The sequence below is a fragment of the Providencia sp. SP181 genome (genome assembly GCF_050446505.1).
Taxonomy (GTDB): Bacteria; Pseudomonadota; Gammaproteobacteria; order Enterobacterales; family Enterobacteriaceae; genus Providencia; species Providencia vermicola.
The window spans coordinates 38502-58516 of record NZ_JBBPXM010000016.1; the positions used below are offsets into that span (position 1 = coordinate 38502).

At 39.4% G+C, this 20015-nt stretch carries 12 protein-coding genes and 10 pseudogenes; 10 read left to right on the forward strand and 12 right to left on the reverse strand.

Going from position 1 to position 20015, the window contains the following annotated elements; genetic code table 11:
* Window positions 1-2 precede the first annotated feature (2 nt).
* Window positions 3-2435, reverse strand: coding sequence for a DMSO/selenate family reductase complex A subunit (locus AABS66_RS18980; RefSeq protein WP_430225302.1), 2433 nt, complete (start codon window positions 2433-2435; stop codon window positions 3-5).
* Window positions 2436-3106: 671 nt separating this feature from the next.
* On the opposite strand from AABS66_RS18980, the gene AABS66_RS18985 reads away from it, so the two are divergent.
* Both AABS66_RS18985 and AABS66_RS18990 read left to right on the forward strand, forming a co-directional pair.
* Window positions 3107-3865: a DeoR/GlpR family DNA-binding transcription regulator gene (locus tag AABS66_RS18985; RefSeq protein ID WP_430225303.1), complete on the forward strand. Its 759-nt coding sequence runs from the start codon at window positions 3107-3109 to the stop codon at window positions 3863-3865.
* Between the two features lie 53 nt (window positions 3866-3918).
* Complete coding sequence (locus tag AABS66_RS18990; RefSeq protein ID WP_430225304.1) at window positions 3919-5094, forward strand: MFS transporter; 1176 nt, start codon at window positions 3919-3921, stop codon at window positions 5092-5094.
* Window positions 5095-5810: 716 nt separating this feature from the next.
* Here the strand turns inward: AABS66_RS18990 and AABS66_RS18995 are convergent.
* Together AABS66_RS18995 and AABS66_RS19000 are read right to left on the reverse strand one after the other, a co-directional pair.
* The gene (locus tag AABS66_RS18995; protein WP_430225322.1) at window positions 5811-6389 is read right to left on the reverse strand and encodes a LysR substrate-binding domain-containing protein; all 579 of its coding nucleotides are present in this window, start codon (window positions 6387-6389) and stop codon (window positions 5811-5813) included.
* Window positions 6390-6713, reverse strand: coding sequence for a LysR family transcriptional regulator (locus AABS66_RS19000; RefSeq protein ID WP_430225305.1), 324 nt, complete (start codon window positions 6711-6713; stop codon window positions 6390-6392).
* A 96-nt stretch (window positions 6714-6809) separates the two neighbouring features.
* Here AABS66_RS19000 and AABS66_RS19005 point away from each other — a divergent pair, with 96 nt between their 5' ends.
* Complete coding sequence (locus AABS66_RS19005; RefSeq protein ID WP_430225306.1) at window positions 6810-7418, forward strand: short chain dehydrogenase; 609 nt, start codon at window positions 6810-6812, stop codon at window positions 7416-7418.
* Between the two features lie 147 nt (window positions 7419-7565).
* On the opposite strand, the pseudogene AABS66_RS19010 reads toward AABS66_RS19005, so the two are convergent.
* A pseudogene (locus tag AABS66_RS19010) lies at window positions 7566-8290 on the reverse strand (IS6 family transposase).
* 79 nt (window positions 8291-8369) lie between these two features.
* On the opposite strand from AABS66_RS19010, the pseudogene AABS66_RS19015 reads away from it, so the two are divergent.
* Window positions 8370-8456: pseudogene (locus AABS66_RS19015) on the forward strand (IS5/IS1182 family transposase); the annotation flags it as partial.
* 47 nt (window positions 8457-8503) lie between these two features.
* Here the strand turns inward: AABS66_RS19015 and AABS66_RS19020 are convergent.
* A pseudogene (locus AABS66_RS19020) lies at window positions 8504-9614 on the reverse strand (IS3 family transposase).
* A gap of 175 nt (window positions 9615-9789) precedes the next feature.
* Between AABS66_RS19020 and AABS66_RS19025 the strand changes: the two are divergent.
* From AABS66_RS19025 to AABS66_RS19035, 3 genes and pseudogenes are all read left to right on the forward strand, one after another.
* A complete protein-coding gene (locus AABS66_RS19025; protein ID WP_430225307.1) occupies window positions 9790-10248 on the forward strand; it encodes a YbaK/EbsC family protein in 459 nt (152 codons plus the stop codon).
* Between the two features lie 387 nt (window positions 10249-10635).
* Window positions 10636-11059: pseudogene (locus AABS66_RS19030) on the forward strand (cytochrome b/b6 domain-containing protein); the annotation flags it as partial.
* Between the two features lie 123 nt (window positions 11060-11182).
* Window positions 11183-11894, forward strand: a pseudogene (locus AABS66_RS19035) (IS6 family transposase).
* Between the two features lie 12 nt (window positions 11895-11906).
* Here the strand turns inward: AABS66_RS19035 and AABS66_RS19040 are convergent.
* Both AABS66_RS19040 and AABS66_RS19045 read right to left on the reverse strand, forming a co-directional pair.
* Window positions 11907-12518, reverse strand: a pseudogene (locus AABS66_RS19040) (kdo(2)-lipid IV(A) palmitoleoyltransferase); the annotation flags it as partial.
* Window positions 12493-13190 (reverse strand): annotated as a pseudogene (locus tag AABS66_RS19045) (IS1 family transposase). The pseudogenes AABS66_RS19040 and AABS66_RS19045, both read right to left, overlap by 26 nt.
* A gap of 198 nt (window positions 13191-13388) precedes the next feature.
* Between AABS66_RS19045 and AABS66_RS19050 the strand changes: the two are divergent.
* The 3 genes and pseudogenes from AABS66_RS19050 to AABS66_RS19060 all read left to right on the forward strand — a co-directional run bounded on the left by AABS66_RS19050 (window position 13389) and on the right by AABS66_RS19060 (window position 15907).
* Entirely contained in the window at window positions 13389-14537 is a 1149-nt protein-coding gene (locus AABS66_RS19050; RefSeq protein ID WP_430225308.1) for an alanine racemase, read from the forward strand.
* A gap of 94 nt (window positions 14538-14631) precedes the next feature.
* A complete protein-coding gene (locus AABS66_RS19055) occupies window positions 14632-14844 on the forward strand; it encodes a hypothetical protein (protein WP_430225309.1) in 213 nt (70 codons plus the stop codon).
* Window positions 14845-15013: 169 nt separating this feature from the next.
* Window positions 15014-15907, forward strand: a pseudogene (locus tag AABS66_RS19060) (IS481 family transposase).
* A gap of 35 nt (window positions 15908-15942) precedes the next feature.
* Here the strand turns inward: AABS66_RS19060 and AABS66_RS19065 are convergent.
* From AABS66_RS19065 to AABS66_RS19085, 5 genes and pseudogenes are all read right to left on the reverse strand, one after another.
* The gene (locus AABS66_RS19065; protein ID WP_430225310.1) at window positions 15943-16236 is read right to left on the reverse strand and encodes a cytoplasmic protein; all 294 of its coding nucleotides are present in this window, start codon (window positions 16234-16236) and stop codon (window positions 15943-15945) included.
* A gap of 29 nt (window positions 16237-16265) precedes the next feature.
* A pseudogene (locus tag AABS66_RS19070) lies at window positions 16266-16643 on the reverse strand (recombinase family protein); the annotation flags it as partial.
* A 352-nt stretch (window positions 16644-16995) separates the two neighbouring features.
* Window positions 16996-17734 (reverse strand): annotated as a pseudogene (locus AABS66_RS19075) (IS6 family transposase).
* Between the two features lie 234 nt (window positions 17735-17968).
* Window positions 17969-19009 carry an L-idonate 5-dehydrogenase gene (idnD, locus tag AABS66_RS19080; RefSeq protein ID WP_430225311.1) on the reverse strand — a complete coding sequence of 347 codons (1041 nt, stop codon included), beginning with the start codon at window positions 19007-19009 and terminating at the stop codon, window positions 17969-17971.
* Window positions 19010-19033: 24 nt separating this feature from the next.
* Window positions 19034-19801 carry an SDR family oxidoreductase gene (locus AABS66_RS19085; protein WP_430225312.1) on the reverse strand — a complete coding sequence of 256 codons (768 nt, stop codon included), beginning with the start codon at window positions 19799-19801 and terminating at the stop codon, window positions 19034-19036.
* Window positions 19802-20015: the final 214 nt, after the last annotated feature.

Genomic DNA, 20015 nt, shown 5'->3' on the forward strand with positions numbered 1-20015 from the left:
CCTTATGCGCGCTTAATTTCGACTAGGTTAGTATGATGAGGATTTGCTTTTGCCAAGGGGGATGGTTGATATTTAGTTAAAGTATTAAGGCATCCCCCAATATCTACACCGTTGCTATCTAGTTGAGTCCACGCACCTTGTGGCATGGCAACCACCCCAGGTAATATTCGATTAGTCACTTTACAAGGAACTTCTATTACCCCCCGGTCGTTAAATATATGCACTAGATCGCCAGACATTAGCTTACGCTCATTAGCATCTAACTGGTTAATCCACACCTCATCAGGAACTGCTTCACGTAACATTGGTACATTAGTGTAAGTTGAGTGGGTATGCCCTTTGGTATGAAAGCCAGTCAGTTGCAACGGGTATTTTACAGTCAGTTCCTTATTAAGGTGTGATTCTTGTACCACACAAAACTCTGGTACTGCAGGAATTCGTTCATATCCCTGTAATGGTAAATTTTTAGCTAAATCAGCCAGTGACTGTGAGTAAATTTCGAACTTTCCTGACGGTGTTGACAATGGGTTCGCTTCCGGATCAGCACGAAAATCAGCAAAAGCTATACTCTGCTCTTCGGTGGCAATTCCTTGATCAATCAATCCCATATTCTTAGCTTTATTCCATTCAGGTAAATATGAACGTTTTTCTCTAACTTGTTCATAAAGTATTTCAGCCCACTGCCCTTGAGTCCGACCTTCTGTATATTCATCTCTAAGGCCCAGATGTTCTGCAATATCTGCACAAATATCGTAAGTACTACGTACTTCCCACATAGGCGTAATAGATTTTTGAAATGCAATCATATAATTATGGGAGCCCACAGCATATGAACTATCAATCAAATCTTCCGCTTCAAGGTAGCTAGTTTCCGGTAATAGAATATCTGCATACTTAGCACTAGGTGTCATATGATTCTCAATGACAATAATAGTTTCACAGAGTGCTTCATCTGAAATAATTTTACGTGTACGACTTATCTCACTGTGCTGGTTCAATAAGACATTGCTTGACTGATTGATTATTAACTTAATTCCCGTTTTTAGCTGCTCAGCACCTTTTAACCCTATACCCATAGTCTGTGATGTGATTTTTTCGGGGTTTTTAATTGCATCAGTCCAAAGATAGAAAGAAATTGAGGTTTTAACCGGATTAACTCCGGTAGGTAATGCAGGTACGCCATACGGGGTACCGTAAGGCCAGTTACCACTATTTGTTCCCTGCAGTCCAAAATGTCCAGTAAGTATAGGAAGAAGTTGGATAGCACGTACGGTTTGTTCTCCATTTGCGTGACGCTGAGGTCCCCATCCCTGACATATATAACAAGCATTAGCAGCGGATAATTCACGAGCTAGTTGCCGAATTCGGCTCGCAGGGATACCACAAATATCAGCGGACCACTCAGCCGTTTTTACGATACCATCCTCACCCGTTCCCATGACATAATCTTTATAACTAGCATTTACTGGAGCAGTATCAGGTAAAGTACTACGGTCATAGCCAACACAATATTTGTTGACTTGGCTTTCATCGATTAAATTTTCAGTGATCAATGTGTATGCAATTCCAGCAACAAGTGCAGCATCGGTAGTTGGTCTAATAGGCAGCCATTCCGCATTTTCGGTTACTATAGAGTCGGTATAACGAGGATCAATAATAATTACTCGGGCTTTTGATTTGTCAATTGCACGACGAAGCTCTTCTACCTGACCTCCACCTGACATTCTTGTCTCAGATAAATTTAAACCAAATAAAACTACAAGGTCAGAATGGGCAATTTGTGTAAAATGGCTTCCTTCATATTTTCCATATGAAAATTCTGATGCAACATTAATTTGAGCATCTGAATAACTATTGTGAAAATTGAGATAACCCCCTGACAAATTTAAAAGGCGCTCCCAAGCATGTGTTCCTTGGGTGTTATGCCCTATAGCACCTGTAGAATAATTATAATAAATTGCCTCACGTCCATATGTCTCTGTTACACGATTCAATTCAGCAGCCACTAAAGCTGTCGCTTCATCCCATGATATACGCTTAAACTTACCCTCTCCCCTTTTACCAACACGTTTCATTGGGTATTTAATACGATCAGGGCTATAGACACGCCAGCGACTAGAACGTCCGCGTAAGCAAGGCCGAATCTGATGCTCACCAAAAATAGAATCGTTTTTTACATCTTCAGGCTCAATACGAACAATTCTATCATCCTTCACAATAACTTTAAGTGGGCAACGACTGCCGCAGTTAACTAAGCAAGCGCTATGTTGGACAATTTCAGCAGATGGTGTTTTTTGGGGGGATGATGCCCCCGCGGTTGTAGAAAAAGGCAAAGAGATTGTATTACCAAGTGCAATTGCAGCACTTAATTTAGCACTAACAGTCAATGCATCTCGTCGTGATACAGATGCTTTTAACATTTCTTTTATTTTCATATTTAATGTTCCACGCATTTTCTTTATTTATTATAAATAGTCAAAAATGGCATTAGAGCCCATCACAAAATCGAAATAACAATGATAATTGTGATTCAATCAAGCCAAAATACTCATGATCAAGATCAACCAATTAACCAATTAACCAATTAACCAATTGAGTATAATTAAATCATTAAATTATGGGGATATTATGAGTAACTTATGGAATAAATTTTTAACTTATAAATGTCAAAAAATATCTTTATAAACAATAATATATTGAATGATTCGAAACTAAAAGCAATAACACCTAAACTATGCTGTGGCCAACAAACATCTGGGCAACGAGCCCCTCAAAATACATTCGCAGAGCATAATTCACACTTTAGTATAATAAAAATGAACACATCGAGCCTTAGTGTATACATTTCTTATATTTAGGTTTTAAATGCATTTTATGATTTAAATTTAATAAGTTAGGGCTAATAACCGTACCTAGATTACAGAGCATAAAAAAGTCAAGTAAATAGCGAGGCTCCTCTTTTCAATAGATTACCTCAGTAGATAGGTGTAGTTAGCCATCTACTTAAAAGTAAAATATAAAACTTTCAAAAAATATCAAATATTGAAAATTCGGATGAAACATGAAAGAATGAGTAAAAACAAGAAATCAAATTAAGAGGTGTCATATGCTCAGTCAAGAGCGCCAAGATTATATCCTTGCTCAATTGGCAGAAAATGGGAGAGTAATTGCTGCTGAATTAGCAAAAGAATTCAATGTATCAGAAGATGCAGTAAGACGGGATCTTCGAGAATTAACACGCTTAGGTTTATGCCGCAGGGTTTATGGTGGAGCTTTGTTACCCGCTCCAAATTCTGGGAATATAAAGCAACGAATGACCGACTTAGTTGAAAATAAACATCACCTCTCCAAGCAAGTCATTAAATATATTGAAGATTACCAAACCATATTTATAGATGCGAGTTCTACTAATATTACCATTGCATCTGAGCTTCCTAAAACAAAAAACATTACAGTCATAACAAATGCACCAGCAGTTGCTGTCGCACTATCTGAACACCCTCTTTGTAAAGTCATTGTGCTGGGTGGAATTTTTAATCAAAGCAAAGGGGCTTGCTTAGGTAATACAACTATTCAAGAATTAAAAAAAATCTATATAGATGTATTAATTCTTGGTGCATGTGGTGTCGATAAGACTTTAGGCGTTACGGCATTTGATCCTGAAGAAGCTGAATTTAAACGTTGCTTACTAGAGCAAAGCTCTCGTGTTGTAGTTGCTGTTACCTCAAACAAAGTAGGAACTATTGCCCCTTATAAGTTAGCTGAAATAAGTGAGATTGACGTTCTAGTGATTGAAAATAATATTAGTTCAATAATTATTAAAGAATTTATTGAAATGGGGATAAAAGTAGATGTTGCTGAATAATTTTATTAATAACTCATTAACTCCTTTTACTAGCTATTAAATGAAAAATGGGTATGAATACTGAAAATATAAAATATCTCAAAACTCGCAGGGCATTGTTCGGGTGTTTCCTTGTACTCGGTTTCGTGATGGCCTCATGGATCGTGCGAACCCCCTCAATCCGTGACGTATTGGATGCATCCACTGCAGAGATGGGACTCATCCTTTTTGGGTTCTCGATAGGCTCGATGGGCGGGATTCTCTTAGCCGGCAACATCGTAGCTCGCATTGGTGCAGACCGTGCAGTCTCCGTTGGGATGATGCTAGCTTTGATAGGTCTGTGCATTCTGTCGAGCGGTACACACATTGCTCAAGCTTGGATTACAGGTTTGGGGTTAGGACTGGTCGGTTTCGGAATGGCTCAAGCCGAGGTTGCTGTCAACGTGCTGGGGGCGCATGTGGAACGTGGTCTTGCTCGCCCGGTGTTGACCCTGGTGCACGGCTGCTTCAGCTTAGGTACGACTTTAGGTGCCGTATGTGGCCTGATGCTGGTCGCACAAGGCCTATCAGTCAGCTCACACATGCTCTTCATTTGTGTACTATTGAGCCCAATGCTGATCTATGTCACCTACGGTGTGACCGGAGCGCATGGCGCACGCTCAATGGATTCAGGAAAAAAAAGAGGTTTCGTGTCCACCATCAAGGACGATCCCAAACTCATCCTTATTGGTTCAATAGTTCTGGCTGTGGCTCTGGCCGAAGGTTCAGCTAACGACTGGCTACCGCTGCTGATTGTGGATGCCCACGAAACGTCCGAGGCCATTGGGTCCCTTCTGTTCATCGCATTCGCTGCTACGATGACTTTGGGTCGATTTCTGGGTGTGGGCGTGCTACGCCGCTTCGGCCCTGTTCAAGTAATTCGCGCGAGTGCACTCATAGGTGCCATTGGAATACTGATCGTCGTTCTGGCCCCATCCTTATTTGTCGCAGGTGTCGGTGTGTTCCTCTGGGGGATCGGGGCATCACTGGGATTTCCCGTGGCGATGTCAGCTGGTGCCTCTGTTGGTCACGACACATCTGCCCGCATCGCGGTTCTAGCCACGATAGGCTACATGGCATTTCTGGTAGGCCCTCCGTTACTAGGCTTCATTGGCGAACATATCGGTCTTCGGCTCACAATGCTTGTCGTCTTAGCACTGTTGGCTCTACCATTACTATTAGCAACAACGCTCCAAAGGGGGAAACTCTAGGTGTTCTCTGAAACTTTAAAAAAGCCTTGCTACCACGTCAGATAAACAGAGGCATATTTCAGTTTTACTCAGAACCTCGGCTGTCATTTAACTCTTAAAGAACTAGTTTTTTTCTTAACACTGACGGTATTTTACCAACATGAGCTGAGTAGGGACGAGCACAGTTATAAGAAACTCCCTATTGCGGCCGCTAGCATGCTAGGGCATCTTAGTGTCTTGCTGGGTTCCGCTTTGCTTGGTTATATAGCTCAGGGCATAGAATTAGTTGGATCTTTCGATGGACTGGAGGTGCTACTCGCTACAATTGTACTGATCATACCGCTTGCATTTACGAAGCGACTGAGTCGCACCATGAATCGTTGAGATCCTGAGTGGACTGGATTTGGCTGTGTAACAATATAGAATCATCTAAGTTATGGGGCTTGAACGATGTGTGATGGCCCCGTCTACATAACTCGGGTCATGTGCAGAACTCTTTTGAACTGACAGATTTTTACTCTCTAGTCTTAGGGCCATGAAAAATAATTTGCATGTTTGACCACAAATAAGCGAGCTTCATTCTTAAGCCAGTTATTAAACATCACACCAGAGTTTTAGTCCCTCGAAACTACCCATACGACAATTAAAGAGCATCTAATGATAGTATAACTGAGGTTCAAGGATTCAACCACATCATGTCATTTGTAACAAAGCCTTCTAAAGTGAACAAAATAAGCTCAAATATTCCTTTCTATTTCTGACTTCACTGTCTTTTCTAGTATTTTAGTTAGCCATATACGAAATGGATTATCATTGCTTTTTCGATGCCATGCGACGGTCACATCAAACGGAACCATTTGTTCTTTAGTTTCCAGTTTACAAAAATTACCCTGTGCCCCTATCGCTGCAGTAATGAATGCAATAGCATCATTCGCTGCGAAAAAAGCACTAAGAGTCGTATAACAGGGTAACGTAGCTATAATATTGTTTTTCAACCCTGCATTGTTAAAAAAATCATCAACCAGATTTTCTATATTACCAGCACTTGGAGCAAACTTAACGGCGGGAATGCCTGAAAATAGCATATTCATTTCGAGTTTTTTTGGAATGGCTGAGCCATTTCTAACCACACAGCAGTATTCTTCACGTAGGATGTTTTTTCGTATTAGTCCAGCATCAATATGGTTCGAAAAACCCAAGACCAGATCGATCCCTCCAGAATTAAGACTCTCAACGTGATAGTCAGCATTGAAGTCTTTGATTTCAATGCTGGCTCGCGGCGCTAGAATATGAAGTACCTTCAGGAAGGATGGGATTTAAATAAGTTGTGCGTATTCGTTGGCCATTATACTGATGCTAAAATCCTGAATATTAGGATTAAATATCTGGGGCGAACGGAGCCTATTTACTCCATCCAGAATTTTCTCTACCTTAGGCTCAAGGGAAAGTGCATAGTCGGTTGCCTCTAGTCCTGAGTTCCTGCGTACAAACAACTCGATGCTGAAATAAGCTCTGAGTTTTTTTAGGTATATACTAACCGCCTGCTGAGAGATACCCAGTTTTAAAGCTACCTTTGTGACATTGGGTTCTTTAACTAGTAGTAAAAATACACGCATATGTTTGATATCAATAGAATCCATTTTAAGTTGTATCTCATACAATCGAATTTTAATTTAAATTGTATCATATCCAATATATGATTTATTTGTTTTCAGTAAACATATCCGAGGTAAGTAATGAAAACAGTTATTCTGATTGGGGCACAGGGAAAGATGGGTAAAGCAGCCCTAACGGGCTTGGAAGATCATAACGTTATGACTGCTAGCCGTTCAGGAAACGGCACTGATTATCAGGTGGATATAACTAGCACTGAATCTCTAAGACTTCTTTTCGAGAAAGTTGGTTCTTTTGACGCTGTAGTTAACGCAGTTGGACACTGTGAGTACGCCAATTTTGTTGACATGACTGACGAACAATGGTCGCTGACTGTGCAGAGTAAAATGCTTGGTCAAATTAATACCGTTAAAGTGGGTATCGAATACATTAATGATTGTGGTTCATTCACTTTAATCTCAGGTATTCATAATGTGAAACCTATTTCTGGCTCAATCGCTGATGCGACTACTAGTGGTGCTATCGATACTTTCGTGCAGTGTGTAGCTAATGAACTGCCACGTGGCATTCGTATTAACGTGGTAAATTCAACCGTACTGGAAGAAGCCTGGGATGTATACGGTCCAATGTTGCCAGGCTTCCAGCCTGTTCCAGGCAAATTAGTCGGGAAAGCCTTTCAACGTTCTGTTGATGGATTTATTAACGGTAAAGTTTTATTTGTTGATGCCTAACTACCTTTAGGTCTGCGATAAAAAGTAACTACCATAGCCTGTGGGGGATTGAACTTCTAGGCTATGGATAGTAGGAAAGCATAGAAAGTGTGGGCTTGTTGCAAATAATAAATTTGTGCGTTTTTTGCTCGACTTTAATCGGGCATTTCAAGCTAAAACGGTCTCTACATTGAATAATCTATTCATAAAGGCAGATCTCTCCTGCACTCGAAATCGGGTTCGTCACGACGTAGCCATTCATTAAATTGACCTTTATTCAGTTTTCGCAACATTTCAAACCCTTGGAGAGTTGACTACGCACACTTAGCGGATTTGAAACCACCTGTCGTCACAATCAATTTTTTAATCGGGGCGTGATCAGATTCAATCCGATTGTTGAGGGTTTTGATTTGCCGTTATTTCACGTCAGCTCGGAGTTTCCCTTCTTTAATTAAGTGGGCTATGGCGTAACCGTAAGCAGCATGCTTATCGGTGTTTAAGGTTTTGGGTTGCCACTCGGAGCGATAAGGTTTTAATACCCGTTTGAGAAATTTATAGGCGGCATAACGATTACGTTTAGGTGAAAAATAAACATCCAATGTCTCCCCGTGTTTATCAATGGCCCGGTAAAGGTAAACCCATTTTCCATTCACTTTGACGCAAGTTTCATCGAGCTGCCAGAAGGGAACATCTCGAAGGAATTGATACTTTTTGAGTTTTTTACGAAGAAGTGGGGCATATTCAATAAACCAACGAAAAATCGTTGAACGGTGAACCGAAATCCCCCGTTCAGCCAGCATTTCGTAGCTTAACGGTGTAGAGCCATACCAACGTAAGCACCAAAGGATGATGGCTGGCGCAAAATGTTTCCATTTAAACTCGTTTGGTGGCAGGAGTTTACCCTAAAGTGGTGAATAATGCCGTGAGTGTTTATCACTTAGGTAATTTTTGCAACAAGCCCTTTAATCGTGACTCACCCGTTGGAAGAAAATAGTCGAAAACTATGAGGTAATGCTACATTTTTTTTGTGCCATCATTGTCTGGAATAAAACCATTTAAGGGTCTAATCTTATTATTTTATCTTTAGTTATAATGTCCACTCTCCATTAATTGAGACACGCCAACTTAGAGTTTTCTAACTGTTTACTATATGCCTCTGGTGGGAGGTGATTTAAGCTTTCGTGTGTTCGGTTTTGGTTATAATCTTGTTGCCAAAACCACACCATTTCACGTACTTGGCTTAATGACTCAAATAAATACGCATTTAAAAATTCACGACGGAATGAGCCATTAAAACGTTCGATAAAACCATTTTGTTGTGGCTTACCGAGTTGAATATGGCATAGCTCGACTCGATTATTTGTAGAATAATTCAATAGGTTGGTTGAAATAAGCTCAGGTCCATTATCCACGCGTATTTGTTTCGGCAGTCCTCTGTCAACTTTTAAGCGTTCAAGCACTCTAATAACCCGTTCAGCTGGCAACGATGTATCCACTTCAATCGCCAAGCATTCATGTGTTCCTTCATCAATAATATTCAATGTTCTGAAACGCTTGCCACAATATAAACTGTCATGTACAAAATCTAGTGCCCATTGAATATTCGAGACTTTTTCAATCACTAATGGTCTTTTTTCTCGTTTCTGCAGCGTTTTTTTAGTCCGCCGCTTCAGGTTTAGCCCTAAGCGACAATAAACGCGATAAACTCGTTTATGATTAAAGGGATAGCCTTGAAATCTTAACCGGAAATAGCATTTCCAGAAACCTGACTGAGGCGATTTTGCTAAAACAGTTTGTATGGCATCAATCACTACACCGCCTTTTTTACGCCAATCAACGGGTTGACGGTAAAACGTTGCTCCGGATAACGACGTTAACTGACAAGCCTTACTGACTGATAAACCTGCCTGTTTTAACGATTGAGCGCAGGACTTCTTCTCAGCCACTACCAACCCTTTTTTGCAAAAAGTTCCTTCATCGCATGATTTTCAAGGCTAACTTCCGCAAACATTTTTTGAGCTTAGTATTTTCGTCTTCTAGTTCTTTTAATCTTTTAACATCATTAGCTTCCATACCATCGTACTTTGATTTCCAATTGTAATAGGTGGCATTGCTAATTCCATTTTGGCGGCATATATCTTCCACTTTCATACCAGAATCAGCGAGTTTTAAGATATTAACGATTTGAGTTTCAGTAAAACGGACTTTTTTCTTCATGACCTCTGCAATGGTTAGGGCAGAAAATCTAATTATAGCTGTCTCATTTTAGGGGGAGTGGACAATAACAATAAAGGTTTTTTATATTGAAGTTTTTTCAGTATAAAAGTCTAACTTTTCAGTTAATAATAATTGCTTGCCATAAGTTATATTGATTTATATAAAGAGGAAAATAATGAGTATTGAATCGGTTAAAGAATTTATTGCACATCATGCACCAGACATAGAAATTATTGAGACTGAGGGTATTACTGCAACAGTTGAACAAGCTGCAAATGTTCATAATGTAGAACCTAATCAAATTGCAAAAACCTTATCACTTAAAGTAAAAAATACTGTAGTTCTTGTTGTTTGTGCAGGTGAAGCACGGCTTGATAATTTAAAAGTGAAGCAAGCTTTAGGTGGTAAGGCTAGAATGCTTAGAGCTGATGAAGTTGTGGAATTGACAGGGCATCCTGTTGGTGGTGTTTGCCCTTTTGGTCTTCCTACTAATTTACCAGTGTATTGCGATATATCTCTTAAAATGTACCAGGAAGTTGTTCCTGCCGCGGGATCGATAAATAGCGCATTAAGGATATCACCACAACGTTTAGTTGAGTTAACAGAGGCATCCTGGATTGATGTTTGCCAATAATAAAGGGTTATATGAAGTAACGTAAATTTCTAACTCAAACTGAAATTGACGCTTTGTTGAGAGTAACAAATCAAGGGAGGTTATCCTGAACGCCATTATAGCCTATTCTTAATTGAATTTTTACGCTGTTTTCAATCGATAAATAATATTAATTTTATGGAGAATATCTTCTATGTTAGAAGATTGAAAGGTGGACTCTATCAACCACTAGATTCTTTAGAAATTGAGGTAATACGCAGAGCCCAAGAACGATTGGTTTTTGTAGTCCTGAAAGAGCTCTGGCTATTTCTTTCACGAAAAAATTAGCGACTATAACGCTCCCTAATTTTTTAATTAATGGAACGTACGGTAAAATAGCAGGACTGGCTATGAAAGTTCTTACATGCCTTATTTATTTTTATGTTTATCAGATACCTAAAATATAATTTTGTGGATAAACAAGACCTTATTTGGGCTAAAAACATTCATAAAGTTTTACATAATGAAGAAGCTGGCGATATTGGTCATTATAACCTTAGCAAAAAAGAGTTTATTGGGTTCTCAGCCTGTGCCTTATCATCCTCACAATCAGTGTAATTATTATTTCGCTGATTATTTCTCAATTTCAATCATCTGCGCAGCATTACTGGCGCACTCACTGTCTACTATAGTTCTGATTATCACAGTTGTTGTTCATGCTTATGCAGCCTTTTGGGTAAAAGGCTCGATTCGTAGCATGGTCGAAAGCTGGCTGGCTCGTGGATGGGCAAGAAAACACCATCTTCGTTGGTATCGCGAAGTGTTAGAAGAAGAAAAAGAGAAGAAAGAATAATCGTAAATTAAAGCCACCAAGCAGCGTCATTTATGGTGGTGTTTGGCAAATATTTCGGCATTGTTGCAAAGTTTGAATGACTCATTATGCTAAGCTAACCAGCCCACTACGGAAGCTTACCTCATGAATGCATTTAAAGGCCGCCATCTCACTGGCATTATCATCTTTTGGGCTTTGGGTTGTGCGTTGGTACTGCAAATTCGGTATCAGTTATCGAGAGCTTCAGGAAATGCTCGCTGAGCGTGGTGTTAGTGTTGATCACACGACAATCTATCGCTGGGTTCAACGTTATGCGCCAGAAATAGAAAAGCGATTACGTTGGTATTGGTGTAACCTGACAGACCTTAATCATTGGCATTTGGACGAAACTTATATCAAAGTGAATGGGAAATGGGCATATCTTTACCGAGCTGTCGATAGTCGAGGGCACACGATTGAATTTTATCTCTCACCGCGTCGTAATACCAAAGCAGCTTATCGATTTTTAAGAAAAATATTCAATCGAGTCAAAAAATGGCAAATCCCCAGAGTTATCAATACAGATAAAGCCGCACCTTATGGTCGAGCACTTAACCTTCTAAAAGAAGAAGGAAAATGCCCTGAATATGTTGAGCACCGACAAATCAAATTTCACAATAATGTGATTGAATGCGATCATGGAAAATTAAAGCGAGTGATTAATCCGACTTTAGGTTTTAAATCCATCAAGACGGCACATGCGACGATTAAAGGAATTGAAGTGATGCGAGCATTGAGGAAAGGTCAGGCTGAGCATTTTTATTACGGACAACCATTAGGTGAAGTGGGTCTAGTGAACAGAGCTTTCGGTCTATAACCCGCTTTGTACAGAAAGGTTCAACTTTATTAGTTTATTTGCAACAGTGCCCGTATTTTTAACAGAAAAAAATGGGGCAAACACGGTACCTTTTCGACCAAAATCTTGATCTGGAGCAAACCAGATAGCTTTCCCTTTTTTTACTTCTTGTACCATAAATCTTAAATTTTTGCGGTTAATCATTCCTCTTCCTGATCTACAACGTCCTTTTGTTTGAATGTATTCCATCGCCTTATTATTATGCGGCCTATACATCGCATTAACTGGAAAGCAAAGCCCCATTACCCTCTCGCCTAACTCTAATGACATAAAGTGAACGCCGATGATAATGACCCCTTTATTTTTGGCATAGGCTTCTTTATAGTTAGACATCCATTTGACTTGAAATAGTTTTTTTATTTTTTTATCGCTCCAAAACCACGCTATTCCTGTTTCAAATAATGCGATGCCAAGCGCTCTTAAGTTTTGTATAACTAGAGCGTCAATTTCTTTGGTATTTTTATTTGGAAAACATAATTCCAAGTTTCTCTTTATTATTGAAACTCTTCTTTTAATAAAATACTTCGAATTTTTGGTCGTGTATTCAATATAGAGATCATCATAATAGATAGTGTTCACGTTCAATGAATGTCCCGATGATTTTGTCATGCATTTCAGGTGACTTCGAGTAACCTAACGTCTTACGGTTAAGGCGCTTCAAGCGGTTTCTCAGGTTCAAATTCTCTCTTTCTATTCGTTGCGTATAAAACTTACTTGCCATATGTTTCTGCTTGGGCAATATCTCATAAGCACTGAACTTATCCGTGCACCAAAAAGCCACATTAAACCTAGACAGTAAAGCCAGTAACTGGCGAAGAGTCCTTTTGTTTCGACGACCAAAGGTATGAGCAATAATCCGTTTTAGGCGGAGCTCCCACGCATACCAAAGCCAGCGTTGTTGCTTCTTATTAACTACAAAAGACCACTGTTCATCTACTTCGCAAAGGAGTTCAATGTGCAGATTATCAAGGGGTAAAGAGGTTACCTGCCTTGGCGAGAGTTTTTTAAAGTGCGAACAACCGCATTAATGCTGATATGAAGGGCTCTAGCGGTATCACGAATACCGGCATTATTCATCGTGAGGTCGATAATTTTATCTTTGGTACCGGGCTGGCAGGCACGATATTCATAGTCGAGTTGGAAGCTTCGGCAGCAGCCTTAGCAGCGATAACGTTGATGACCAGTGCTCCCTAGGCCATGTTTTTTCACTGAGGGAGTTTGTTGACAAAATGGGCACCTTACATCAACTTTAGCCATGAATATTCTCCGATAAATTACCCTATATTACAGGTTACTCACCAGATTGAATACATGACCCATTTTGGATACACTAGAGTAACTTTTTATATTTGGAAAAGAGCCCACGAATAATATAGTGAAAAAAATGTTTATCAGTAATAATAGTTATCCTATTTAATTAACAGCAAGATAATCTAATCAAAAAATTATATAACAATGATGAATTTTAATAATCAAAGCCTTAGACCTACTTGGGTTGAGTTCGATCTTTCTGCAGTAAGATATAATATACGGCAATTAAAAACTCTGTTAGGGCCCCAGACATCTATCTATGTTTGTCTCAAAGGAGATGGAAATGGGGTCGGGGCAATCGCGGTTGCTGTGTGTGCCCAAAAAGAAGGAGTAGCAGGCTTTACTTTTGGTAATATAGATAGCGCGCTTCAATGTAGAGAGGCCGGCATAGTCGCCCCCATATTACTTTACACAAGTTGCCTTCCTGAAACAGCCGCTATATTAGCTCGCTACGATATTATGCCCACTATTTCAACTTTGGATGATGTTGTTCAATGGGATAGATCGACTGAAGCGCCTTTGTCTGTCTTTTTAAAAATAGATGGCGGGGGCTGGCGAGCTGGTGCCTTTCCTGAGAATGCAGCTGAAGTTGCCTTTGCAATTAGTCAAAGTGAACACCTTACCCTAGCTGGCGTCTATGGGCATCCCATGTCAAATTATGATTTTTGCCATGATGATAAATATACGTTACAGCAAATTCAAGCGATACGCCTAGCTTGCGATATGATAGAAAAAAGAGGAATAAATATAGGCACAACAATAATATCTAGTTCATCTATTATACTGGAATACCCTTCTGCGGATATGAATGCTGTTGACCCCGGCAGATTAATTGTAGGAATGCCTTTTAATGCTATTTTGGAAAGAAGCATTAATTGGCGTCCAGCTCTTGTTGGGCTAAAAAGTAAGCTTGTTATGGTTAAATCTACAGATAATATTGAAAATACTCCAAGCCCCCCTTTTTGGGGAGAAACTATACCAACAAAATTGGGATTAGTGCCGTTTGGATGGAGTGATGGTTATCCTCGCTCTATTCCCAAAGACAAAAATATAACAGTTTTAATTCGAGGGAAACGTGCAAAATTACTTCCTCCGTGTCACTCAGAGATGTTACGAATTGACCTCAGTGATATCCATGATGCTCAAATCGGTGATGAGGTTGTATTTCTAGGTTATTCAGGTGACGAATGTATTACGTTGAAAGAACTAGCTAATCAGTGGGATATGAGTATCCAAGATGTTTATTATGCTATTAGCAAAAATATTCATCGAGTTTACAATGATGAATATTAATTTTGGTTCTGTTGAAATGATGTGATGGGCGCCCCCCATAATGTAGCCAGTGCTATAATTTGATTAACTACAATTAATCTGGGAGTAACATCATATGAACAAGGTCAGAGTTGTTGGTATTGATATCGCCAAATCTGTTTTTCAAGTATGTGTCTGGATGATTGATGGTTCTATTGCTTGGAACAGAAAAATATCTCGCCAGAAATTGCTAGATACTATCCGCCAGTTTGAACCAGATACTGTAATTGCAATGGAGGCTTGTTCAACCTCTGGTAATCGTCCCATTTTTAATGGAAATTCACAGTAGAATTTTGGAGTTGCTTTTGGTTTAATTTTTGCATAGGTGTTATACCACCGAGCCCCATGTTAGGGCGCTCGTGATTATAAGTCCATAACCAGTGCGTTGCTTTATCTATGAAAGTCTGGACTTCGATTGACAATTAGTTTTTTCTAATTGTAGCCGGAGGTCAGATATAATGAACGTTAAAGCTAAACGAGATATTGCACATAAAACAAAAATCTTAAATCATGCCCGTGAGAGCAAAAATATTGCTAAAACTTGTCGTCATTTTGGGATCAGTAGAGAAACTTTTTATACTTGGAAAAGAGCTTATGAACGAGATGGCGAGAAAGGATTAATCAACAATAAACCTTGCCCTGAAAATCCAACCAGAAGAGTTGCAAAACACATCGAAGAGCTGGTTATTTATCTGCGTACGACTTACCATTTTGATCCCCAACGTATCGCCTGGTATCTTCTACGGTTTCATAACATCAAAATATCACGCTCTGGCTGCTACTATGTATTGCTAAGAAACAAATTAAACCAACTTCCCCAGAATCAGCGAAGTCGCTCTAAACCACTATTTAAACGTTATCAGAAACAAGTGCAGGACACCATGTTCAGGTTGATGTGATTTAATACGCCTGATGGACAACGAATCAAACGTTTTCAATATACGGCGATTGATGATGCGACACGGATCAGAGCACTTAAAATTTATGAAAGGCACAATCAAGCTAATACTATTGATTTTATTAATTATGTTGTAAATAAATTTCCCTTTAGAATCAAAACAATTAGAACGGATAATGGGCACGAATTTCAATCGAAATTTAATTGGCATGTTCATGACCTAGGGATGGAGCATGTTTATATCAAGCCAGTTACCCCCAGATTAAATGGGAAAGTAGAGCGTTCTCATTTAACAGATAAACAGGAGTTTTATCAATTAATCGATTATAAGGATGATGTCGATTTACATGAAAAATTAGCTGAATGGGAGGCGTTTTATAATTGTCATCGCCCCCACTCAGCTCATGCTGGTAAAACACCGTATGAAGTGTTAAAAAATAAACTTGGTCTTTAAGACTAAACGTCAGCCGAGGTTCTGAGTGACACACATTAATTAATAACAGATTGACCTTCTATTATTTTTAAAGACCAACGACTTCCACCATACAGTGTTGAACCAATGATTTCTTCCCATATATCGTGTTCGGTGAGTAAGTGTTTAATCGATTGGAATTCGATATGCGTTAAAACGCCTTCTTCTTCCCCATTTTTTGATAGCAAAAGATAACCTTCAGGTATGCGAACCGAGGATTGAAAGGCGGCCTTTGCAGATAAACGATAAAATGTGGTGATTGTATATCCTCGACGTAATATTCCGAGGAGTTGTTCTGTTGGTATCGCCATACGTTTTTCCTCTCTAAATAGAATGCTGATTATTTTTGTTGATAACGTAGTTGAATTCGACAGACTTGAGAACAGCTATAGCCAGTAGCCTCAGCGGTTTCTCGAATACTCAGCCCTTTATATTTTCGGTAATAAATTACTTTCTCATGACGTTCTTTATCCGCCTGCTTTCCTTTGTATTTACCTAAAGTTTGGGCGCGTTCGATACCTTGTTTTTGTCGTTCACGGCGACTGATCCAATCTTTGTGTGACATGGCTGCCATCAAATCAATCAACATGGTATTAATAGCAGAAAGTACTGCTTGAGTGATGGGATCATTTTGTGTGGGGTCATAGTTATTTAAGGCTTGCCAAGATGTTGGAATATCAAGGCTGACAATCCGTAACTCATGTTGCTCTATCTGCATATTGATCTTCAGAAGAGGCCCTGAGGTAAGCTCGTATGAACATTTTTTCACCAATCTATCGCATTTAAATTATCTCATTAAAAGTATCGCATATAGGTTATAGCATTGATAGTGAATTGATGGTTTTTAGCATATATCATTGGAGTATAACCATATGACAGGAACGACCTAATATAGGTTTTGCATATCATTTAAATTGTGTTTAATAGTAATATGATACGCTATTATTGAAATAGCCTTAATGAAAGATAAACAACTATTCTTCAGGCACTGATTGAAATTAATGCAACAATAATGGGCTTGTTGCAAATAATAAATTTGTGCATTTTTCACTCAGTGTTTTTAGGGTATTTCATGCTAACATGGTCTCTATATTGAATAATCGATTCATAAAGACAGGTCGCTCCCGTACCCGAAATTCAGGTTCATATTGACGTAGCCACTCATCAAATTGACCTTTATTCAGTTTTCGCAAGGTTTCAAATCCTTGAAGAGTTGACCAAGCCCGCTTCGCCGATTTGGAGCCGCCCGTGGCAACAATCAACTTTTTTTATCGGGGCGTGATCCGATTCAATACGGTTGTTAAGGGTTTTGATTTGCCGTTATTTCGCGTCAGCTCGGAGTTTTCCTTCTTTAATTAAACGCGCTATAGCGTAACCGTAAGCTGCGTGCTTATCGGTATTTAAGGTTTTGGGTTGCCGCTCGGAGGGATAAGGTTTTAATACGCGTTTGAGAAATTCATAGGCAGCATACCGATTACGCTTGGGTGAAAAATAAACATCCAGCGTATCTCCGTGTTTGTCTATTGCGCGGTAAAGGTAAAACCATTTTTCTTTCACTTTGACGTAGGTTTCATCGAGCTGCCAAGAGGAAACAGCCCGAATGAATTGATATTTTTTGAGTTTTTTACGGAGTATTGGTGAATATTCGATAAACCAACGATAAATGGTAGAGCGAGGAACTGAAATACCACGTTCAGCCAACATATCACTGACGTGGGCATAACTCAGTGAGGTTGGACCATACCATCGAAGGCACCACAAGATAATGGTTGGCGCAAAATGCTTCCATTTAAAATAGTTAGACACCATGGGTTTCCCCGTGAACGAGATGAATACTTCAGTGTTTATCATCAACTCAATTTTTGCAACAAGCCCCTATATTACAGGTTACTCACCAGATGGAATACATGACCTAATAAATTGTAATAATCAAGTCAATCTACTTAATTAATCTAAGTGTTAAAATATTAAGGTTTGAGTTTTAATAATTAAAACTCAAACCTAACTAGCACTATATCTCCATAGCAATAAATACGTTTAAGTTTAAAATGTCACAAGTACCTTTGATGAAACTGTTTTATCCGCTGCTTGCAACAAGGCTTTTTCTATCTCTTGATACGGGTATGAACCTGAAATAAGAGGCCTAGGATCAATGATACCATTTTGCAGCCATGTCACAGCGGTAGCAAATTCATCGATGAATCTAAAAGAGCCTTTCCAACTGATTTCTTTTACCAGCATTTTAGCTACTGGGTATTCAACAGTATTTTTTCCCATACCTACTTGGACAACAATACCATTTCTTTTTGTCATATCAACAGAGGCAGAAATAGCGATCGATGAGCCGCTTGCTTCAAAAGTGACATCAAAGTAGCCTTTATCTTCCTGATAAGCCAATAAATCGTGATTATTTGAAGCGTCAAGCACTTTATTGGCACCCATTTGTAATGCAATTTCTCGACAACGTTCACTTACATCGGAAGCAATAACTTCACTAGCCCCCGATGCTTTTGCTGCTGCAATGATCAAACCACCAATGGGGCCTGCACCAATGACCAGTACTTTTTTGCCAACAAGGCTGCCAGCAACATTGATTGCATGAATGGCTACAGCAGTGGGTTCACTGAACGCCATAATTTTTGAGTCTATTTGAGGGTCATAAGGGTAGCATTGTTGTTCACTGACGACGACGAACTCCGAGAATCCGCCATCAACATGCGGGTTAAATTGCGCGCTGCCCATAAATCGCATATTCGAGCAGACATTTTGCTTTCCTTCAAGGCAAAATTGACATTGATTGCAAGGTTGTGATGGGTTTACTGCGACTTTGCAGCCGACTTTCAATGTCGAATTTTTGGGCGCAATATGCACAACCCCTGAGAACTCATGGCCAATAACCATTGGGTGTTTTAAAATAGAGAGTCCCGCATGCCCTTCTTGATAATAGTGGATATCGGAGCCACAGATACCGCCTGCTTCGACCTTTACGACAACTTGATCTTCCGAGTATTCCAATGTTCTTTCATCAATGCGGATATCTTGCTTTTGATGAGCAAAGCAGGCTTTACAATGTAATTGATTCATTTTTATTTATTCCGTTATGACGCATTAAAGTACAGCTAACCAACCACCATCAACATAAATAATCTGGCCATTGACATAATCAGAAGCGGCAGATGAAAGGTAAATTGCAGTGCCAATAAGCTCATCAGGTTTACCCCAACGCTCAGCAGGGTTGCTATTGATGACCCAAGAATTAAACTTTTCATCTTTGATCAAATCGGTATTCATATCCGTCAATATATAGCCAGGGCCAATGCCATTCGCTTGAATATTATGTTTTCCCCATTCCGCGGCCATAGATTTTGTCAGCATTTTAATCCCCCCTTTGGCGGCGGTATAAGGTGCTACCGTTGCCCGCGCCTGCTCGCTTGTTAAGGAACAAATGTTGATAAATTTCCCGCCTGTTTTGTTTTTAATCATGCGCTTAGCTGCTTCACGGGAAACTAAAAATGTGCCAGTTAAATGGATATCTAGCACTCGTTGCCAGTCTTTTGATGCTAACTCAACGAGAGGTTGTCGGTGCTGGATACCCGCATTGTTAATAACGATGTCAACCTGAATATGGTCACTATCCATTTGATTAAATGCATCAATAATTTGTTCTTCTTTGGAAACATCAATGAGGTAGCCCTTTGCTGGGTAGCCACGGTTAATTAATTCATTGACGGCGGAATCTAGTGCATCCTGATTAATATCACTTAATATTATGGATGCACCTGCTGAGGCTAGACCGACAGCATAGGAAAAACCCAGTCCACGGGCTGCACCAGTTACAAGCGCAGTTTTACCGGTTAAATCAAATAAGGAATTCATATATTCACCTATAATATTGTATAATGACAAAAGAGTGATGCGCCCAACAATGTCATACAACTTATAAAAAGAGAGAATACAACAGATTCAACAGCACCTATTCTTTAAAAGCAATTAGCAGCCTTATTATTTGTGATTTAGTTAACAGAGATTATTTTCCTATATCACAAGAATGAGACTATTTTTATAGTGAGATAATGTTTGTTATCTATTG

Coding starts and splice junctions, on each gene's coding strand:
- AABS66_RS19085 (WP_430225312.1), bottom strand. CDS start 19,801: ATGAATTCCTTATTTGATTTAACCGGTAAAACTGCGCTTGTAACTGGT.
- AABS66_RS19025 (WP_430225307.1), top strand. CDS start 9,790: ATGAGTATTGAATCGGTTAAAGAATTTATTGCACATCATGCACCAGAC.
- AABS66_RS18990 (WP_430225304.1), top strand. CDS start 3,919: ATGAATACTGAAAATATAAAATATCTCAAAACTCGCAGGGCATTGTTC.
- AABS66_RS19050 (WP_430225308.1), top strand. CDS start 13,389: ATGATGAATTTTAATAATCAAAGCCTTAGACCTACTTGGGTTGAGTTC.
- AABS66_RS19000 (WP_430225305.1), bottom strand. CDS start 6,713: ATGGATTCTATTGATATCAAACATATGCGTGTATTTTTACTACTAGTT.
- AABS66_RS18980 (WP_430225302.1), bottom strand. CDS start 2,435: ATGAAAATAAAAGAAATGTTAAAAGCATCTGTATCACGACGAGATGCA.
- AABS66_RS19065 (WP_430225310.1), bottom strand. CDS start 16,236: ATGGCGATACCAACAGAACAACTCCTCGGAATATTACGTCGAGGATAT.
- AABS66_RS19005 (WP_430225306.1), top strand. CDS start 6,810: ATGAAAACAGTTATTCTGATTGGGGCACAGGGAAAGATGGGTAAAGCA.
- idnD (WP_430225311.1), bottom strand. CDS start 19,009: ATGAATCAATTACATTGTAAAGCCTGCTTTGCTCATCAAAAGCAAGAT.
- AABS66_RS18985 (WP_430225303.1), top strand. CDS start 3,107: ATGCTCAGTCAAGAGCGCCAAGATTATATCCTTGCTCAATTGGCAGAA.
- AABS66_RS19055 (WP_430225309.1), top strand. CDS start 14,632: ATGAACAAGGTCAGAGTTGTTGGTATTGATATCGCCAAATCTGTTTTT.